15 protein-coding genes are annotated in these 17,110 nt (G+C 53.5%); 4 read left to right on the forward strand and 11 right to left on the reverse strand.

The genetic code is table 11. The annotated features are described in order from the left end of the window. Positions 1-45 precede the first annotated feature (45 nt). Both mfd and ldtC read left to right on the forward strand, forming a co-directional pair. Entirely contained in the window at positions 46-3,492 is a 3,447-nt protein-coding gene (mfd, locus tag QEN31_RS13495; RefSeq protein WP_001114323.1) for a transcription-repair coupling factor, read from the forward strand. A 147-nt stretch (positions 3,493-3,639) separates the two neighbouring features. After that, on the forward strand, positions 3,640-4,605 hold the full coding sequence (gene ldtC / locus QEN31_RS13500; protein ID WP_000482967.1) for a L,D-transpeptidase LdtC: 966 nt from the start codon (positions 3,640-3,642) through the stop codon (positions 4,603-4,605). A 96-nt stretch (positions 4,606-4,701) separates the two neighbouring features. On the opposite strand, the gene bhsA is transcribed toward ldtC, so the two are convergent. Beyond that, positions 4,702-4,959 carry a multiple stress resistance protein BhsA gene (gene bhsA / locus QEN31_RS13505; RefSeq protein ID WP_000800159.1) on the reverse strand — a complete coding sequence of 86 codons (258 nt, stop codon included), beginning with the start codon at positions 4,957-4,959 and terminating at the stop codon, positions 4,702-4,704. 240 nt (positions 4,960-5,199) lie between these two features. Here bhsA and comR point away from each other — a divergent pair, with 240 nt between their 5' ends. Further along, positions 5,200-5,835 (forward strand): TetR family copper-responsive transcriptional repressor ComR, encoded by a 636-nt coding sequence (gene comR / locus QEN31_RS13510; RefSeq protein WP_064239860.1) that lies wholly within the window; start codon positions 5,200-5,202, stop codon positions 5,833-5,835. A gap of 74 nt (positions 5,836-5,909) precedes the next feature. Here the strand turns inward: comR and QEN31_RS13515 are convergent, their stop codons facing one another. The 8 genes from QEN31_RS13515 to hinT form a co-directional block, all read right to left on the reverse strand. Next, entirely contained in the window at positions 5,910-6,449 is a 540-nt protein-coding gene (locus tag QEN31_RS13515; protein ID WP_001043449.1) for a glycine zipper 2TM domain-containing protein, read from the reverse strand. 178 nt (positions 6,450-6,627) lie between these two features. Next, positions 6,628-7,932, reverse strand: coding sequence for an NADH-quinone dehydrogenase (ndh, locus tag QEN31_RS13520; protein ID WP_000211053.1), 1,305 nt, complete (start codon positions 7,930-7,932; stop codon positions 6,628-6,630). A 254-nt stretch (positions 7,933-8,186) separates the two neighbouring features. Further along, entirely contained in the window at positions 8,187-8,729 is a 543-nt protein-coding gene (gene ycfP, locus QEN31_RS13525; protein WP_000587943.1) for an alpha/beta hydrolase YcfP, read from the reverse strand. 24 nt (positions 8,730-8,753) lie between these two features. Next, positions 8,754-9,779 carry a beta-N-acetylhexosaminidase gene (gene nagZ, locus QEN31_RS13530; RefSeq protein ID WP_000529340.1) on the reverse strand — a complete coding sequence of 342 codons (1,026 nt, stop codon included), beginning with the start codon at positions 9,777-9,779 and terminating at the stop codon, positions 8,754-8,756. Positions 9,780-9,789: 10 nt separating this feature from the next. Then, on the reverse strand, positions 9,790-10,614 hold the full coding sequence (gene thiK, locus QEN31_RS13535) for a thiamine kinase (protein WP_001257342.1): 825 nt from the start codon (positions 10,612-10,614) through the stop codon (positions 9,790-9,792). Then, a complete protein-coding gene (gene lpoB, locus QEN31_RS13540; protein ID WP_000164359.1) occupies positions 10,595-11,233 on the reverse strand; it encodes a penicillin-binding protein activator LpoB in 639 nt (212 codons plus the stop codon). Before lpoB ends, thiK begins: the two co-directional genes overlap by 20 nt. 13 nt (positions 11,234-11,246) lie before the next feature. Then, positions 11,247-11,621 (reverse strand): YcfL family protein, encoded by a 375-nt coding sequence (locus tag QEN31_RS13545; RefSeq protein WP_000589563.1) that lies wholly within the window; start codon positions 11,619-11,621, stop codon positions 11,247-11,249. 2 nt (positions 11,622-11,623) lie between these two features. Beyond that, positions 11,624-11,983 carry a purine nucleoside phosphoramidase gene (hinT, locus tag QEN31_RS13550; RefSeq protein WP_001532068.1) on the reverse strand — a complete coding sequence of 120 codons (360 nt, stop codon included), beginning with the start codon at positions 11,981-11,983 and terminating at the stop codon, positions 11,624-11,626. 341 nt (positions 11,984-12,324) lie between these two features. Between hinT and fhuE the strand changes: the two genes are divergently transcribed. Beyond that, complete coding sequence (gene fhuE / locus QEN31_RS13555) at positions 12,325-14,499, forward strand: ferric-rhodotorulic acid/ferric-coprogen receptor FhuE (protein ID WP_000008410.1); 2,175 nt, start codon at positions 12,325-12,327, stop codon at positions 14,497-14,499. A gap of 84 nt (positions 14,500-14,583) precedes the next feature. Here the strand turns inward: fhuE and ptsG are convergent, their stop codons facing one another. Both ptsG and QEN31_RS13565 read right to left on the reverse strand, forming a co-directional pair. After that, positions 14,584-16,017 (reverse strand): PTS glucose transporter subunit IIBC, encoded by a 1,434-nt coding sequence (gene ptsG, locus QEN31_RS13560; protein ID WP_000475705.1) that lies wholly within the window; start codon positions 16,015-16,017, stop codon positions 14,584-14,586. Positions 16,018-16,311: 294 nt separating this feature from the next. After that, positions 16,312-17,109, reverse strand: a complete 798-nt coding sequence (locus QEN31_RS13565) for a metal-dependent hydrolase (protein ID WP_000480277.1) — start codon at positions 17,107-17,109, stop codon at positions 16,312-16,314. Between the last annotated feature and the right edge of the window lies 1 nt (position 17,110).

The following is a 17,110-nucleotide window of genomic DNA, read 5'->3' on the forward strand; positions in this document are numbered from 1 at the left end:
CGCGTAGAGTGCGGCGTAAAACAAAAAGAGATACTGACAACCGTTATGCCTGAAAAACAACGTTACACGCTGCCGACAAAAGCGGGCGATCAGCGCCAGTTGGGCGAACTTACCGGTGCCGCCTGCGCTACGCTGGTGGCGGAGATAGCCGAACGCCATGCCGGTCCGGTGGTACTCATAGCGCCTGACATGCAAAATGCTCTGCGATTGCATGATGAAATCCGCCAGTTTACCGATCAGATGGTGATGAACCTGGCGGACTGGGAAACGCTACCGTATGACAGCTTCTCCCCGCATCAGGAAATTATCTCTTCGCGCCTGTCCACGCTCTACCAGTTGCCGTCGATGCAGCGCGGCGTCTTGATTGTACCGGTAAACACCCTGATGCAGCGCGTTTGTCCGCATAGCTATCTGCATGGTCATGCGCTGGTGATGAAAAAAGGCCAGCGGCTGTCCCGCGACGCTCTGCGCGCGCAGCTTGACAGCGCCGGTTATCGGCATGTCGATCAGGTGATGGAGCATGGCGAATACGCGACGCGCGGCGCGCTGTTGGATCTCTTTCCGATGGGCAGCGAACAGCCTTATCGCCTCGACTTTTTTGATGATGAAATCGACAGCCTGCGTCTGTTTGACGCGGATACCCAGCGTACGCTGGAGGAGGTCGAGGCCATCAATTTGTTGCCCGCGCACGAATTTCCTACCGACAAAGCCGCTATTGAGCTTTTCCGTAGCCAGTGGCGCGATACCTTTGAGGTAAAACGCGACGCCGAGCACATCTATCAGCAGGTCAGCAAAGGCACTCTGCCCGCCGGGATCGAATACTGGCAGCCGCTCTTTTTCAGCGAACCGTTACCGCCATTATTTAGCTATTTCCCCGCCAATACTCTGGTGGTGAATACCGGCTCGCTGGAAACCAGCGCCGAACGCTTTCAGGCCGATACGCTGGCGCGTTTTGAAAATCGTGGCGTCGATCCTATGCGCCCGCTTTTGCCGCCGGAAGCCCTCTGGCTACGGGTGGATGAGCTCTTTTCCGAGCTTAAACGCTGGCCTCGCCTCCAGCTTAAAACCGACCATCTGCCGGAAAAAGCCGCCAATACCAATCTCGGTTTCCAGAAATTACCGGATTTGGCTATCCAGGCGCAGCAGAAAGCGCCGCTGGACGCGCTGCGTAAGTTCCTCGAATCTTTCAGCGGTCCGGTGATTTTTTCTGTGGAAAGCGAAGGACGCCGCGAAGCTCTGGGAGAGCTCCTGGCTCGCATAAAAATCGCGCCGAAGCGGATATTACGCCTGGACGAGGCGCAGGATGCGGGACGCTATCTGATGATTGGCGCCGCAGAACATGGCTTTATCGACACCCAACGCAATCTGGCGCTGATTTGTGAAAGCGATCTTTTGGGTGAGCGGGTGGCGCGTCGCCGCCTGGATTCCCGCCGCACGATCAACCCGGATACGTTGATTCGTAACCTGGCGGAGCTCCACGTCGGTCAGCCGGTAGTGCATCTGGAGCACGGCGTCGGACGCTATGCCGGCATGACCACTCTGGAGGCTGGCGGCATCAAGGGTGAGTATCTGATGCTCACCTACGCCAATGACGCCAAACTGTATGTGCCGGTCTCCTCATTGCATCTGATTAGCCGCTATGCCGGCGGCGCGGAAGAAAGTGCGCCTCTGCATAAACTGGGCGGCGACGCCTGGTCGCGCGCCCGGCAGAAAGCGGCGGAAAAAGTGCGCGATGTCGCAGCGGAACTGTTGGATATTTATGCGCAACGGGCGGCAAAAGAGGGTTTTGCCTTTAAGCATGATCGTGAGCAGTATCAGTTATTCTGCGACAGCTTCCCGTTTGAAACGACGCCCGATCAGGCACAGGCGATTAACGCCGTATTGAGCGATATGTGCCAACCGCTGGCGATGGACAGGCTGGTGTGCGGCGACGTCGGCTTCGGCAAAACCGAAGTGGCGATGCGCGCCGCGTTCCTGGCAGTGGAAAACCATAAACAAGTAGCGGTACTGGTGCCGACTACGCTGCTGGCGCAGCAACACTATGACAACTTCCGCGACCGTTTCGCCAACTGGCCGGTACGCATTGAGATGCTGTCCCGCTTTCGCAGCGCCAAAGAGCAGACACAAATCCTGGCGGAAGCCGCCGAGGGTAAGATCGATATTCTGATCGGTACGCATAAACTGCTACAAAGCGATGTGAAGCTGCGCGACCTCGGCCTGCTGATTGTCGATGAAGAGCATCGTTTCGGCGTGCGCCACAAAGAGCGAATTAAGGCGATGCGCGCCGATGTCGATATTCTGACGCTCACGGCGACGCCGATCCCGCGGACGCTGAATATGGCGATGAGCGGTATGCGCGATCTCTCCATTATCGCCACCCCCCCTGCCCGTCGTCTGGCGGTAAAAACCTTTGTCCGCGAGTATGATAGCCTGGTGGTAAGGGAAGCGATTCTGCGTGAAATCCTGCGCGGCGGTCAGGTTTACTATTTGTACAATGACGTCGAAAATATTCAGAAAGCCGCAGAGCGGCTGGCGGAACTGGTGCCGGAAGCGCGAATCGCTATAGGCCACGGGCAGATGCGCGAACGTGAGCTGGAACGGGTCATGAACGATTTCCACCATCAACGTTTTAACGTGCTGGTGTGTACTACCATTATCGAAACGGGGATCGACATTCCCACCGCTAACACGATCATCATTGAACGCGCGGATCATTTCGGCCTCGCGCAGTTGCACCAGCTGCGTGGCCGCGTTGGGCGCTCGCACCACCAGGCCTACGCCTGGCTGTTGACGCCACATCCTAAGGCCATGACCACCGATGCGCAAAAACGGCTGGAGGCGATTGCGTCGCTGGAGGATTTAGGCGCCGGGTTTGCGCTGGCGACCCACGATCTGGAGATCCGCGGCGCGGGCGAACTGCTTGGCGAAGAGCAAAGCGGCTCAATGGAAACCATCGGCTTCTCACTCTACATGGAATTGCTGGAAAACGCCGTTGATGCGCTGAAAGCAGGCCGCGAACCCTCGCTGGAAGATCTCACCAGTCAGCAAACGGAAGTCGAGCTGCGAATGCCGTCGTTACTGCCGGATGATTTTATTCCGGATGTTAATACCCGGCTGTCATTCTATAAACGCATTGCCAGCGCGAAGAACGAAAACGAGCTGGAGGAGATCAAAGTGGAATTGATCGACCGCTTCGGCCTGCTGCCCGATCCGGCGCGTAATCTGCTGGATATCGCCCGCCTGCGCCAACAGGCGCAAAAGCTCGGCATCCGAAAACTGGAGGGTAACGAGAAAGGCGGAACGATTGAGTTCGCCGAGAAAAACCACGTTGACCCCGCCTGGCTTATCGGGTTGCTGCAAAAACAGCCGCAGCATTTCCGTCTGGATGGCCCGACGCGCCTCAAGTTTATTCAGGATTTAAGCGAACGTAAAACGCGTATAGACTGGGTACGCCAGTTTATGCAGCAACTGGAAGAAAACGCTATTGCATAAGCGTCAGGCCGGGCGTCATTACTCTGCGTCCGGCCTAATCTTTACAAATTCTTTGCACTTCCCTGCAGTTCCAGACACAGCCAACCGCCATAATTCTTATTTCCTCTTTTATAAAAATAACCACATAATAATCATGGGTTTATTATAATGTTCAACAATACGCGACTCTCTCGCTGGTGGGCGTTGCTTGCGCTTACCGCGACCATCATGCTTGCCCTTCCCGCGCAGGCGAATACGTGGCCTCTTCCGCCCCCCGGCAGTCGACTGGTGGGAGAAAATAAATTCCATGTCGTTGAAGACGACGGCGGCTCGCTGGAGGCGATCGCCAAAAAATATAACGTGGGCTTTTTAGCCCTGTTACAGGCCAACCCCGGCATTGATCCTTATGTGCCACGCGCAGGCAGCGTGCTAACGATTCCGCTGCAAACGCTGCTACCGGACGCGCCACGTGAAGGTATCGTCATTAACCTCGCGGAATTACGGCTTTACTATTATCAACCGGGGAAAAATACGGTCACGGTCTACCCTATCGGGATTGGCCAACTGGGCGGCGATACCCTGACGCCAACGATGGTGACGACCATTTCGGATAAACGCGCCAATCCAACCTGGACGCCGACCGCCAATATTCGCGCCCGTTATAAAGCGCAAGGTATCGATCTCCCCGCCGTGGTGCCTGCCGGTCCCGATAACCCAATGGGACATCACGCGATTCGTTTAGCGGCCTACGGCGGCGTCTATCTGTTACATGGCACGAATGCCGATTTTGGCATTGGTATGCGCGTCAGTTCCGGCTGTATCCGTCTGCGCGACGGTGATATAGAGACATTGTTCCGTCAGGTCACGCCGGGAACCAAAGTGAATATTATCAATACGCCGATTAAAGCCTCGGTGGAGCCAGGCGGCGTGCGACTGGTGGAAGTTCATCAGCCGCTGTCTAAAAATATAGGCGACGATCCGCAGGTGTTGCCGATTGTGCTGAATGGCCCGATGCAGGCCTTTAAGGACGCGCCGCAGACCGATGCTGCGGTGATGGAACATGTTATGGAAGTGCGTTCCGGAATGCCGGTGGATGTAACCCGTCAAGCAGAGGCGAAACCGCAGTCGCTGTAAGCGTGAATAGCTGACCGACAAAAAAGCCTCGCGATGCATCGCGAGGCTTTTTCTTTTTATTGTGGCAATCGCAGCGGCATTAATGAGGGTTAATGCTTACTTATAGATTACCGCCGTACCGTGGAGGGTATTCGGGCCGGTAACAGAGGTAATACGGAAAGACTTCGCCCCCATCTCCTGCGCTTTTTGCGCCAGCTGATCTTCCAGCGAGCCCAGATTCGTGCCGCCATTCGCGGAAATGGTGCCGAACTTCTGTTGACCTTCTGGCGTTGCCTGAACTTCAACGGCGGCGAAGCTGGCGAATGAGAGCGAACTCAGTACGGCAGCAGCGATGAGGGTTTTTACGTTTTTCATAGTGATGACCTTTAGCAGATGAATGGGTGTCGTAAGCATTAACTTAACGATCGATAAGTTAATCATAGATGTGATCTACATCACACGTCAACCTCTTTTTATAATGATCGTTATATAATTTATAAAGATGTTATTTTCATGTGAATAGAATTGATTTATTTTTCTAATGAATACTCTGGAGCCAGAAGTGGTTTGTTTTTATAATAGAGAGACCGCTCTTTAAACAGGTACAACGGCATCATGACAACGGATACCACGAGTTGCGCGAAGAAAAGCCGTGGCCGACCAAAAGTGTTCGACAGGGAAGCCGCGCTTGATAAGGCCATGACTCTCTTCTGGCAGCACGGCTATGAAGCAACTTCGCTTGCCGATCTCGTAGAGGCTACCGGGGCGAAAGCGCCTACTCTCTATGCGGAATTCACTAACAAAGAAGGATTATTTCGCGCTGTCCTGGATCGCTACATCACTCGCTTTGCCTCAAAACACGAAGCCCAGCTCTTTTGTGAAGAGAAAAGCGTAGAATCGGCGCTGGAAGATTACTTCACAGAAATTGCCGCCTGCTTTACCAGTACAGACACGCCGGCTGGCTGCTTTATGATTAATACGTCCGCCACCCTGGCCGCCTCCTCGCGCGATATCGCCCGCACGGTAAAATCACGCCACGCCATGCAGGAACAGACGCTCATCCACTTTCTGCGCCAACGTCAGGAGCGCGGTGAAATTCCGGCGCACTGTAACCCGCAGGCGCTCGCAGAATATATAAACTGTATTTTACAGGGAATGTCGATCAGCGCCCGTGAAGGTGCCACCTTCGAACAACTGATGCAAATTACGCGTACGACTCTGCGCATCTGGCCTGAACTGATCAAGTCCTGAACGACGCGGCTTCGGATAAAAAAAAGCCCCTCAGCCTGAGCGAATGAGGGGCTAACTTGCAGAGTACAGCTTTTTTATGCTTTGTTATTCAGAACCAGTTGGCCATTGCCGTCGAGGGGAATTTGCGTTCCGGGGTCTTTATCCATGCGGATTTTGCCCTGCTGATCGCCAATTTTGTAGGTCACGTCGTAGCCAAGCATCTTTTCAGATTTGTCATACACCGTCTTACAGCGTTGCTGCGTGGTAGTGTAAGTATCACTTTCTTGCATTGATCCCTGGATTTGATTGCCAGCATAACCGCCGCCCAGCGCCCCGACGACCGTCGCCACATCTTTACCACGACCGCCGCCAAATTGATGTCCAATCACGCCGCCTGCTACTGCGCCAAGCACCGAGCCGGCAATACGGTTTTCGTCCTGAACCGGTCTGCGATGCGTGACCGTGACATTACGGCACTCCTGACGCGGCGTTTTTACCGTCTCTTTAATCGGTTTAGCCGATATCACCTGCGCATATTGCGGACCACGATCAAATACGTTGAGACTGGCCACTGCCGCCACACCCAGCGCAGCCGCTACGCCAATCCCTATACCCGCCAACATTGATTTATTCACGGGAGTTCCTCCTTCGTTGCTATTGGTAACAATTTTGCAACCAGTATGCGAACAAAGCCAATCGGAATGAGGATGAAAAATGCGGGATGAGGCGGTAAAGCTGAAGGATTCGGACAACTCCGAAGCGAGTGATGGAGAAGCGCTCACCGGCGCGAGCAGCCGGTGAGACGCAGAGAAATTAATGCAGTTTCAGGCGCGGACGAATGACGCGGTTAATACTGCCCACCAGCATCATCAGGCCGGTTTTAAAGTATCCATGCAGCGCTATCTGGTGCATACGGTATAGCGAGATATACACGAAGCGGGCGATACGTCCTTCAATCATCATTGAACCGCGGGTCAGGTTCCCCATCAGACTACCCACGGTAGAGAAGTTGGACAGAGAGACCAGCGATCCATGATCTTTATACTGGTAAGCTTTCAGCGGTTTGCCATTCATCTGCGCCAGAATGTTATTCATCGCGCAGGTAGCCATCTGATGCGCCGCCTGAGCGCGAGGCGGCACAAAACCTCCCTCCGGACGTGCGCAGGAAGCGCAGTCGCCAATCGCATAAATATCAGGATCGCGCGTGGTTTGCAGCGTCGGTTCCACCACCAGTTGGTTAATGCGGTTCGTTTCCAGACCACCAATCTCTTTCATAAAATCTGGCGCTTTGATACCCGCCGCCCACACCATCAGATCGGCCTGAATATATTCACCTTCTTTCGTATGCAGACCGCCTTCGTCGGCGCTGGTGACCATAGTTTGCGTCAGCACGCGAACGCCCAGTTTGGTCAGTTCATTATGCGCGGCGCTGGAGATACGCGGCGGCAACGCAGGCAGAATACGCTCGCCAGCCTCAACCAACGTCACGTTCAGCGCGTCGTTGGTCAGCCCCTTATAACCATAGCTATGCAGCTGTTTTACCGCATTATGCAGTTCAGCCGACAGCTCAACCCCCGTCGCACCGCCGCCAACGATGGCGATATTGACCTTACCGTTCGCGCCCAGATTAGCCGAATACTTGAGGAACAGGTTCAGCATCTCCTGGTGAAAACGGCGCGCCTGATGCGGGTTATCGAGGAAGATACAGTGCTCTTTCACGCCCGGCGTGTTGAAATCATTAGAGGTGCTGCCCAGCGCCATCACCAGCGTGTCATACGCGATTTTGCGCTCCGGCACCAGCAGTTCGCCCTTTTCATCACGCAACTCGGCAATGGTGATGGTTTTCGCTTCGCGATCGATATCCATCACCGACCCCAGCTGGAACTGGAAACCATGATTACGCGCATGAGCCAGATAGCTCAGCGCATCCACGCCTTCGTCCAGAGAGCCAGTCGCCACTTCGTGCAGCAATGGTTTCCACAGATGGCTGTGATTTCTGTCTACCAGCGTGATTTTCGCTTTTTTCTTGCGCCCCAGTTTATGGCCTAACTGCGTCGCCATTTCCAGCCCGCCAGCGCCGCCGCCGACAATCACGATCTTTTTTAATGGTGTAGTCAACGTGACCCCCTTAAATTTATTAACCAATTGTTAATTAAAAGTTATTAGCATAGCCTTTAATTAACAACAAGTTACGTTAATGAGAATAAGCTTCTGATATGAGAATAGCATGAACGGTGCATTGGTCATACCAAAATTGATGTGCATCAAGTTTTCATGCTGAAAAGATAGACAGTTTGCGAGAATTGAGCATAAAAAAACCAGCCGCAAGGCTGGTTATCCGGTCACTGATAACGCCATATTGCCGGATGGCGTTATCCCAGCGTTTTAAACGCTTTGATACGTTGCAAATGCGGCGAAATATTTTTGAATTTGTGAGTCTGTTCCTCATCCCACACAATTTCATAAAACGGGTGAAGCGCTTGCGCTGAGCGTTGGCTGTCCAGCGCTTCGTCATGACGCGAGAGGATCACCAGACAACGATCGCGATTTTTTTCGCGAAAGTTGGTCACGCACTTTGTAGCGATGTCCGCATATTCTTCCGGGCGATCGATTTTCCCCTCCATGTTTTCATAGGGGAACAGGTTCGGGTTAAAAACCACCTGACGGATATCGCACAAAAAGCCAATCCGCTCCGCCCAGTAACCGCCCAGCCCCACGCCACAGATTAAAGGGCGCTCGTCCACATTCAACTGCAACATTTTGTCCACTTCTTTCAGCAGATGCTGCATATCGTGCTTAGGATGCCGCGTACTGTAGCTTACCAGCCGAACATCCGGGTCGATAAACTGTAATTGCAACACTTTTTCATGGTTGCCCGGACTATTTGAATCAAAACCGTGTAAATAAATAATCATCTGGCACCCTCACGAAAACTCGAGTTAATGACCTGCTTTTTCTTCCTGCCAGCGTTCATGTAACTGGTTGAGCTGGGCGCTGGCTGTTTTCCAGCGTGCTGAGTCCATGAGCTCCCGGCGTGAAAATGAACCTTTATGATACAAACGTGTAACACGTTCTGCTTTGATCGGCGACAGATTATCCAGCACGCTGACTGCGCCTTTACGATTATTGCAGACCAGAATCATATCGCAACCCGCATCCAGCGACGCCTGAGCGCGCTCAGCATAGCTGCCCATAATCGCCGCGCCCTCCATCGACAGATCGTCGGAGAAAATGACGCCATCAAAGCCTAACTCCTGACGCAGCACCGTTTTCAGCCAGTACGGCGAACCGCTTGCCGGACGCGGATCGATAGCGCGGTAGATCACGTGGGCAGGCATAATCGCATCCAGTTTATTCTCGCTAATCAGCGTGCGGAACACCGACATATCTTTGCCACGGATGTCCGTTTCAGGACGTGGATCGCACGGCGTCTCTTTGTGGGAGTCCGCCGTGACCGCGCCGTGGCCGGGGAAATGCTTACCGGTCGTTTTCATCCCGGCGTCATGCATGCCGTCAATAAAGCGCGTTGCCATTGCCAACGCTTTTGCTGGATCGGCATGATAAGAACGCTCGCCAATTGCCGCGCTGATATGCCCGACATCCAGCACTGGCGCAAAACTGATATCAATATCCATCGCGATCATTTCGCTGGCCATCAGCCACCCTGCCTCCTGCGCCAGTCGCCCCCCCTCTTCCAGCCCATGCAGCGCAAAAAAAGATTGCGCCGCGGGCAGGCGGGTAAACCCTTCACGGAAACGCTGTACGCGCCCGCCTTCCTGATCGACGGCCACCACCAGATGGTTACGCGATGCCGCCCGAATCTGGCGCACTAATTCGCGCAACTGTTCCGGGTCATGGTAATTACGCGTGAACAGAATAAGCCCGCCAACCAGCGGATGCGCCAGTATCTCGCGCTCCTCCGCATCCAGCTCACATCCTTCGACATTCAACATTACTGGGCCCACACTGCTCTCCTTATCCTTTCATACGTAGCTGGCGCCAGGTTTCATCGGCCAGCCTGATAAATTGTTGCTCGCCGGTTTGTCGCCAGCGGTATTCGAACCACCCTGCTTTTAGCATAATGACCCAGGGGTGCCATAATCGTATCTGTCGCCATAGCTGCCGGGCGTCGATTCGCGCGCGCGCGGCATAAGCGTCTGCCAGTTGTCGGTGCTGGCGTTCATCCTCAACCCATACTGCCGCCAGCTCCAACGCAATATCGCCGTCGCCGGCATACTCCCAGTCAATCAGTCTCAACCCGGCGGACGTTAATACTATATTGTCGCCATGGACATCCATATGCAAAGGCGCGAGCCGAAGCGGGCGAGGTTCACCGTTTTTTTGCAACTGTTTGAGCCGCCGCAACCAAAACGGCGTACGCCTTGCCGGATCGCAACACGACCAGTACTGCGCCAATAGTGGCGATAGCGCGATACGCCAGCCAAAACGCGGCTGTTGATGCAAATGATACAGTAAGGCCGCCAGTTCGTCGGCATCTGGCAGAGCGGAATTTACCACACCATGCAGATATTCTACCGCCATCCAGCCTGGAGTATAAAAAAGCGCTCGCGGCGCAAGACTGGCCGGCAATTGGGATAAGGCGCGGTAATGACGTAAAAAATGGGCTGGTGGAGCGTCAGGGTCGTGATGACGGCGCAGCACGACACGGTGAGTATCGTGGGCAATAATACAGCTCCCGCCGCTTAGCCCCTGCGATGTGGCGACGGCGGGACGATACTGGGGAAAATAGCGCGACAGGATCTCGTCGCGCGTTAAGGGATTATTGTTGTTGGACCGCACCTTTACCTGACCAGATTATCTCGCCAGTTTGCACCAGCATTAACTGCATCTGTAATGCAGGCGCGTTAACGTTACCGGATGCGCTGGAGTAAAGTACATATTGCGCCCCGACATTGCGCGCAATGCCAATAGCTTTACTGCGCGTTCCCAGACTATCCTGCGGAGACAATCCTAACTGCTGTTTTGCCATCGAGAGTTGCTGTACGGACACCAGCGTAAATTTACCGTTGTTCGCCAGCGCATTACGTAACGTTTCCGTTGCCTCGTTCGCATTTAACGACCCATTCGTCCGGTTATTCACGCTGTCAACAAGCAATACGCTTCCGGCCGTCACGCCATCAGCCTGCAACATTTTGCTGACCAGCGGTTGCATCGCGCCGTTCCAGTCATAGTGGCGCACCTTAGGCGCTGGCTGGCCCGTTTGATCTTCATGTTCGATCGGCCCCGGTTGCTGTGGAATCGTTGGCACAGACGGCACAACAGGAGGCTGCGGCGGCTGCGCGGGTTGTTCTGGCGCTGGTTTTACCTCTTCAACTGGCGCAGGTTGACGTTGCGCCATACACCCGGAGAGAAATATCGCCAGCGCAGCAATGGCAGCGTAGCGATGCATTTTTGTCATCAAAATTCACTCCTCACAAATAAAGATAAAGCCTGACCTTATGCGCCCCCAGATAATTGGCGCTGCCAAATAGCGTTACCGACGAACGCGCGGGTATGGTTACGCTACGCGGCGCCTCCAGCGGATGCATCTCCAGCCCCCGCGCGTCATACCAGTAAAACCGATAATGAACGGTTATGGGCTCTTGCCTTTCGTTATAGACGCGGGAAGAGGCTGATGGCTGGATATCAGACGCCGTCAGTTCAGGCGGCTCTGCGGTGACGCCCGCCGCCAGAACCGTGGACTCCATCACCAGCGACTGCGCGTCGCTTACCGGAATTTCAGGGTGTGACCGGCAGCCGGTAAGCAGCAGCAAGCCCAGAGAAACCGCGATGCATCCTTTGATCATACTTACAAGCCTTTATGCGCCAGCATCGGGCCTAGCGGGCGGCCGCCCAGTAGGTGCATATGGATATGATAAACCTCCTGGCCCCCATGACGGTTGGTATTCATGATTAAACGATACCCATCTTCGGCAATGCCTTCCTGTTCGGCGATTTTCGCCGCCACGGTGATCATCCGACCTAACGCCTGTTCATGTTCCGCCGTCACGTCATTGACGGTTGGGATCAGGATATTGGGAATAATCAAGATATGCGTCGGCGCCTGCGGTGAAATATCACGAAAGGCGGTGACCAGCTCATCCTGATAAACGATATCCGAAGGGATTTCACGACGAATAATTTTGCTGAATATAGTTTCTTCTGCCACGACGTTTTCCTTTTTCATAATAGCCCTTGCAGCGCACATGCTACGCCGAGCCATACTGCGAGTATAGAGTATGAGCGAGTTACCGACGCTCTTTCAACTTTAACCCACGATTTATTAAGCGAAAAATGACTACATGCTGGACTTACCGCCATATCCCCCAGCCATGACGCCTTTGTACGCTTAAAAAATATTTCTAGTTTCCCTGGTTATACCGTTTTACACATTTAATACAAATGCGTATATTTCTCATTTGCATTTTTATGCGCATTAACTAGCAAAGAATGAAAAGGTTCAACGTCATACGTCCTGAACTTACCCCAATAACAAGCAAGGATTTTCAGATGTCTTTCATTCAATACCGCCGGGACAAACACCTTCCGTCCACCGCCGCACCGTCGCTGTTAGCTATGGGTATGGCGATGGCATTTATGCCTGCCGCCTTCGCGGCTGAGGATACCGTTATTGTCGAAGGCGAGACGACCGCTGACGCCGTAAACCGTGAAGAACAGGATTACAGCATGAAAACGACCGCAGCGGGCACCAAAATGCCGATGACTCAGCGCGATATCCCGCAGTCGGTCAGTATTGTCAGCCAGCAGCGTATGGAAGACCAGCAGTTGCAAACCCTGGGCGAGGTGATGACCAATACGCTGGGGATCAGCGGAAGTCAGGCTGACTCCGATCGCATCAGCTATTACTCGCGCGGGTTTGAAATTGACAACTATATGGTTGACGGTATTCCAACGTATTTTGAGTCCCGCTGGAATCTGGGCGATGCGCTAACGGATACCGCGCTGTATGAGCGCGTGGAGGTGGTTCGCGGCGCGAATGGGCTGATGACCGGGACCGGTAATCCTTCTGCCTCAATTAATATGATCCGTAAACACGCCACCAGTCGGGAGTTCAAAGGTAACGTCTCCACAGAATACGGTAGCTGGAATAAGCAGCGTTACGTCATGGATCTGCAAAGTCCGCTCACCGCAGACGGTAATGTCCGTGGGCGCATCGTGGCGGGTTATCAGAATAATGATTCCTGGCTGGACCGCTATAACAGTGAGAAAGCGTTCTTTTCCGGAATTGTCGATGCCGATCTGGGTACAACCACCAACCTTTCAGCCGGTTATGAATATCAAAAAATTGATGTCAACAGCCCAACCTGGGGCGGTCTGCCGCGCTGGAACACCGATGGCAGCAAAAATAGCTATGACCGCGCGCGTAGTACCGCCCCGGACTGGGCTTATAACAACAAAGAGATAAATAAATTCTTCGTCACGCTTAAACAGCGTTTTGCCGAAAGCTGGCAGGCGACCCTGAATGCGACCCATACTGAGGTCAAATTCGACAGTAAAATGATGTATATCGATGCGTTAGTCGATAAAGAGACAGGTACGCTGGTGAGTCCTTATGGCGCAAGCTACCCCGTGGTCGGCGGTACGGGCTGGAACAGCGGCAAGCGCAAAGTAGATGCCATAGATCTCTTTGCCGATGGCGCTTATGAGCTGTTTGGCCGTCAGCACAATATGATGTTTGGCGGCAGTTATAGTAAACAGAATAACCGCTATTTTAGCGCCTGGGCGAACGTCTTTCCGGACGACATTGGCAACTTCAGCGCCTTTAACGGTAATTTCCCCCAAACCCACTGGGCGCCACAAAATCTGGCGCAGGACGATACCACGCATATGAAATCGCTGTATGCCGCTACGCGCATTTCGCTGGCCGACCCGCTGCATCTGATTCTCGGCGCTCGTTATACCAACTGGCGTGTTGATACACTGACCTACAGCATGGAGAAAAACCATACCACGCCGTATGCCGGGCTGATTTATGATATCAACGACAACTGGTCCGCTTATGCCAGTTATACCTCTATCTTTCAGCCGCAGAATAAACGCGACAAAGCGGGTCAATATCTGGCTCCGATTACCGGTAATAACTATGAAGCGGGTCTGAAGTCCGACTGGATGAACAGTCGCCTCACCACCACGTTGTCCGTGTTCCGCATTGAGCAGAATAACGTCGCTCAGGCAACCACTATTCCCATCCCTGGCAGTAATGGGGAGTTTGCCTGGAAGTCTACTGACGGAACGGTGAGCAAAGGCGTCGAATTTGAAGTGAACGGCGCAATTACCGATAACTGGCAGATGACTTTCGGGGCTACCCGGTATGTTGCCGAGGACAATGAAGGTAACGCCGTGAACCCTAATCTTCCGCGCACCAGCGTGAAGTTATTCACCCGCTATCGTCTGCCGGCGATACCGGAGCTGACGGTCGGCGGCGGCGTGAACTGGCAGAATCGGGTTTACAAAGATACCACGACGCCGTACGGCACTTTCCGCGCCGAACAGGGCAGCTATGCGCTGGTCGATCTGTTTACCCGCTATCAGGTGACGAAAAATTTCTCCGTACAGGGAAACATCAACAACCTGTTTGATAAAACCTACGACACCAATATTGATGGTTCCATTGTTTACGGCGCACCGCGTAACGTCAGCCTCACCGCCAATTATCAGTTCTGACAGACTGTCGGAGAGCGGCATGTAAAGCGCCATTAAAAAAGGCAGCCGAATGGCTGCCTTAATTCTCCCCAACATCATTACTGCTTAGCTGTTACGGATGTACTCATCCATTTCCGTTTTCAGGTTATCGGATTTCGTACCGAAAATAGCCTGAACGCCGGAACCCGCGACGACAACGCCTGCCGCGCCCAGTTTCTTCAGGCCAGCCTGATCCACTTTCGCTACATCGGCTACGCTCACGCGCAGACGCGTGATACAGGCATCCAGGTTAGTGATGTTCTCTTTACCGCCAAACGCCGCAACCAAAGCCGGCGCCATTTCGCTGGTCGCCCCCGCTTTTGCGTCATCAGTAGTGTCTTCACGACCCGGCGTTTTCAGATCCAACGCTTTGATCAGCACGCGGAACACGGTGTAGTACACAATCGCATAACCGGCGCCAACAATCGGGAACAGCCACAATTTGCTGCTGTTACCGGACAGCACGATAAAGTCGATCAGACCGTGGGAGAACGACGTACCGTCACGCATCCCCAGCAGGATACAGATCGGGAATGCCAGACCTGCCAGAATCGCGTGAATAATGTACAGGATCGGCGCCACGAACATGAAGGAGAACTCGATAGGCTCGGTAATACCCGTCAAAAACGAGGTCAGCGCGGCGGAAATCATGATACCGCCCACTTTTGCGCGGTTTTCCGGTTTAGCAGAGTGCCAGATAGCAATGGCCGCAGCCGGCAGACCGTACATTTTGAACAGGAAGCCGCCAGACAACATACCTGCCGTCGGGTCGCCCGCCATATAGCGCGGAATGTCGCCGTGGAATACCTGACCCGCTGCGTTGGTATATTCGCCGATCTGCATCTGGAAAGGAACGTTCCAGATATGATGCAGACCAAACGGCACCAGGCAACGCTCGATAAAACCGTAAATACCAAACGCGACAACCGGGTTCTGATAAGCCGCCCACTGCGAGAACGCCTGGATAGCCGTACCGATTGGCGGCCATACGAAAGACAGCACCACACCGGTAAAAATAGCGGCCAGACCCGAAATGATCGGCACGAAGCGTTTGCCCGCAAAGAAGCCCAGATACTCAGGCAGTTTGATACGGTAGAAGCGGTTAAACATATACGCTGCGATTGCACCGGAGATAATCCCCCCGAGAACACCCGTATCAGCAAGGTGTTTAGCGGCGATCTCTTCAGCAGGTAAATGCAGAACCAGCGGCGCAACCACAGCCATGGTTTTCACCATGATGCCATACGCGACTACCGCCGCCAGAGCCGAAACGCCGTCGTTGTTGGTGAAGCCCAACGCCACGCCGATAGCGAAAATCAGCGGCATATTGGCAAAAACAGATCCGCCCGCTTCTGCCATAACGTGCGATACAACGGCTGGCAGCCAGCTGAAGTTAGCGGAACCGACACCCAGCAGGATACCTGCGATAGGGAGTACGGATACCGGCAGCATCAGCGATTTACCGACCTTTTGCAGGTTAGCAAATGCATTCTTAAACATAATTGAGAGTGCTCCTGAGTATTTGTGCTTTTCTACGTTCTCACGCATTGGCGAGGGGGGAGAACCCCGCCGTGGACAGGACATCTAAGTGCCCTTTTATTTATTACACAGAGTAAAATAAATACGTCTGATTTTGTTTGACGGCTATCACGTTTCAGCGCCAGATAGCCTAAAAAGTATCACATTCTGCCAAAATGAGTTTCCGAATGTTTCCATAAGCTCGCTCACCGCCCCTTTTGTGGCGGTGAACTTTACGCGTTTTGTTTATTAATTACGAGCTTTAAAAAAACTCGTTTAACGGATTGATGACAGGCGAGACGCGTCAATATGGAACAGGCGAGCAAAGTTATCGGTGGTGATCTGCGCCAGTTCTTCAACGGCAACCCCTTTCAATACCGCCATATATTCTGCGACGTCGCGTACCATCGCAGGCTGGTTCTCTTTACCGCGATGCGGCACCGGTGCCAGATAAGGAGAATCGGTCTCGACTAATAATCGATCCAGCGGCACATAGCGCGCCGCATCACGCAACTGTTCAGCGTTACGGAACGTTACGATGCCGGAAAAAGAGATATAAAACCCCAGATCCAACAATTTGCCGGCCGTTTCTCTGTCTTCTGTAAAACAGTGTAGTACGCCGCCGCAATCCGTCACTTTTTCTTCGCGCAGGATAGCCAGCGTATCGGCACGCGCGTCGCGAGTATGGACAATCACCGGTTTATGCAATTCGCGGCCAATCTGGATATGATGAATAAAAGACGCCTGCTGGCGGATTTTGGTCTCAGGCGTGTAAAAGTAATCAAGCCCGGTCTCGCCCATCGCCACCACATCGTCTTCTGCAGCAAGGAGGCGCAGTTCTTCTACGTCATATGCTTCATCCTGATTTAACGGATGCACGCCGCAGGAAAAGACCACATTATCGCGCTTGCCCACCAGCTTGCGCATATGGCGATACCCCGGCAGCGTCGTCGCCACCGCTAAACAGAACTTCACATCGCGCGCGGCGGCTTTCGCCAGCACATCGTCCACGTCCTTATGCAAAGATTGATAATCCAGACCATCAAGATGGCAGTGTGAGTCGACTAAAAACATA

It is taken from the genome of Salmonella sp. SA15303 (assembly GCF_029962125.1).
In the GTDB taxonomy this organism is placed as follows: domain Bacteria; phylum Pseudomonadota; class Gammaproteobacteria; order Enterobacterales; family Enterobacteriaceae; genus Salmonella; species Salmonella enterica.

What these genes read in the sequence shown, in the direction of transcription:
- fhuE (WP_000008410.1), top strand. Translation starts at nt 12,325, where the DNA reads ATGTCTTTCATTCAATACCGCCGGGACAAACACCTTCCGTCCACCGCC.
- comR (WP_064239860.1), top strand. Translation starts at nt 5,200, where the DNA reads ATGACAACGGATACCACGAGTTGCGCGAAGAAAAGCCGTGGCCGACCA.
- ycfP (WP_000587943.1), bottom strand. Translation starts at nt 8,729, where the DNA reads ATGATTATTTATTTACACGGTTTTGATTCAAATAGTCCGGGCAACCAT.
- ptsG (WP_000475705.1), bottom strand. Translation starts at nt 16,017, where the DNA reads ATGTTTAAGAATGCATTTGCTAACCTGCAAAAGGTCGGTAAATCGCTG.
- QEN31_RS13565 (WP_000480277.1), bottom strand. Translation starts at nt 17,109, where the DNA reads ATGTTTTTAGTCGACTCACACTGCCATCTTGATGGTCTGGATTATCAA.
- mfd (WP_001114323.1), top strand. Translation starts at nt 46, where the DNA reads ATGCCTGAAAAACAACGTTACACGCTGCCGACAAAAGCGGGCGATCAG.
- bhsA (WP_000800159.1), bottom strand. Translation starts at nt 4,959, where the DNA reads ATGAAAAACGTAAAAACCCTCATCGCTGCTGCCGTACTGAGTTCGCTC.
- ldtC (WP_000482967.1), top strand. Translation starts at nt 3,640, where the DNA reads ATGTTCAACAATACGCGACTCTCTCGCTGGTGGGCGTTGCTTGCGCTT.
- lpoB (WP_000164359.1), bottom strand. Translation starts at nt 11,233, where the DNA reads ATGACAAAAATGCATCGCTACGCTGCCATTGCTGCGCTGGCGATATTT.
- QEN31_RS13545 (WP_000589563.1), bottom strand. Translation starts at nt 11,621, where the DNA reads ATGATCAAAGGATGCATCGCGGTTTCTCTGGGCTTGCTGCTGCTTACC.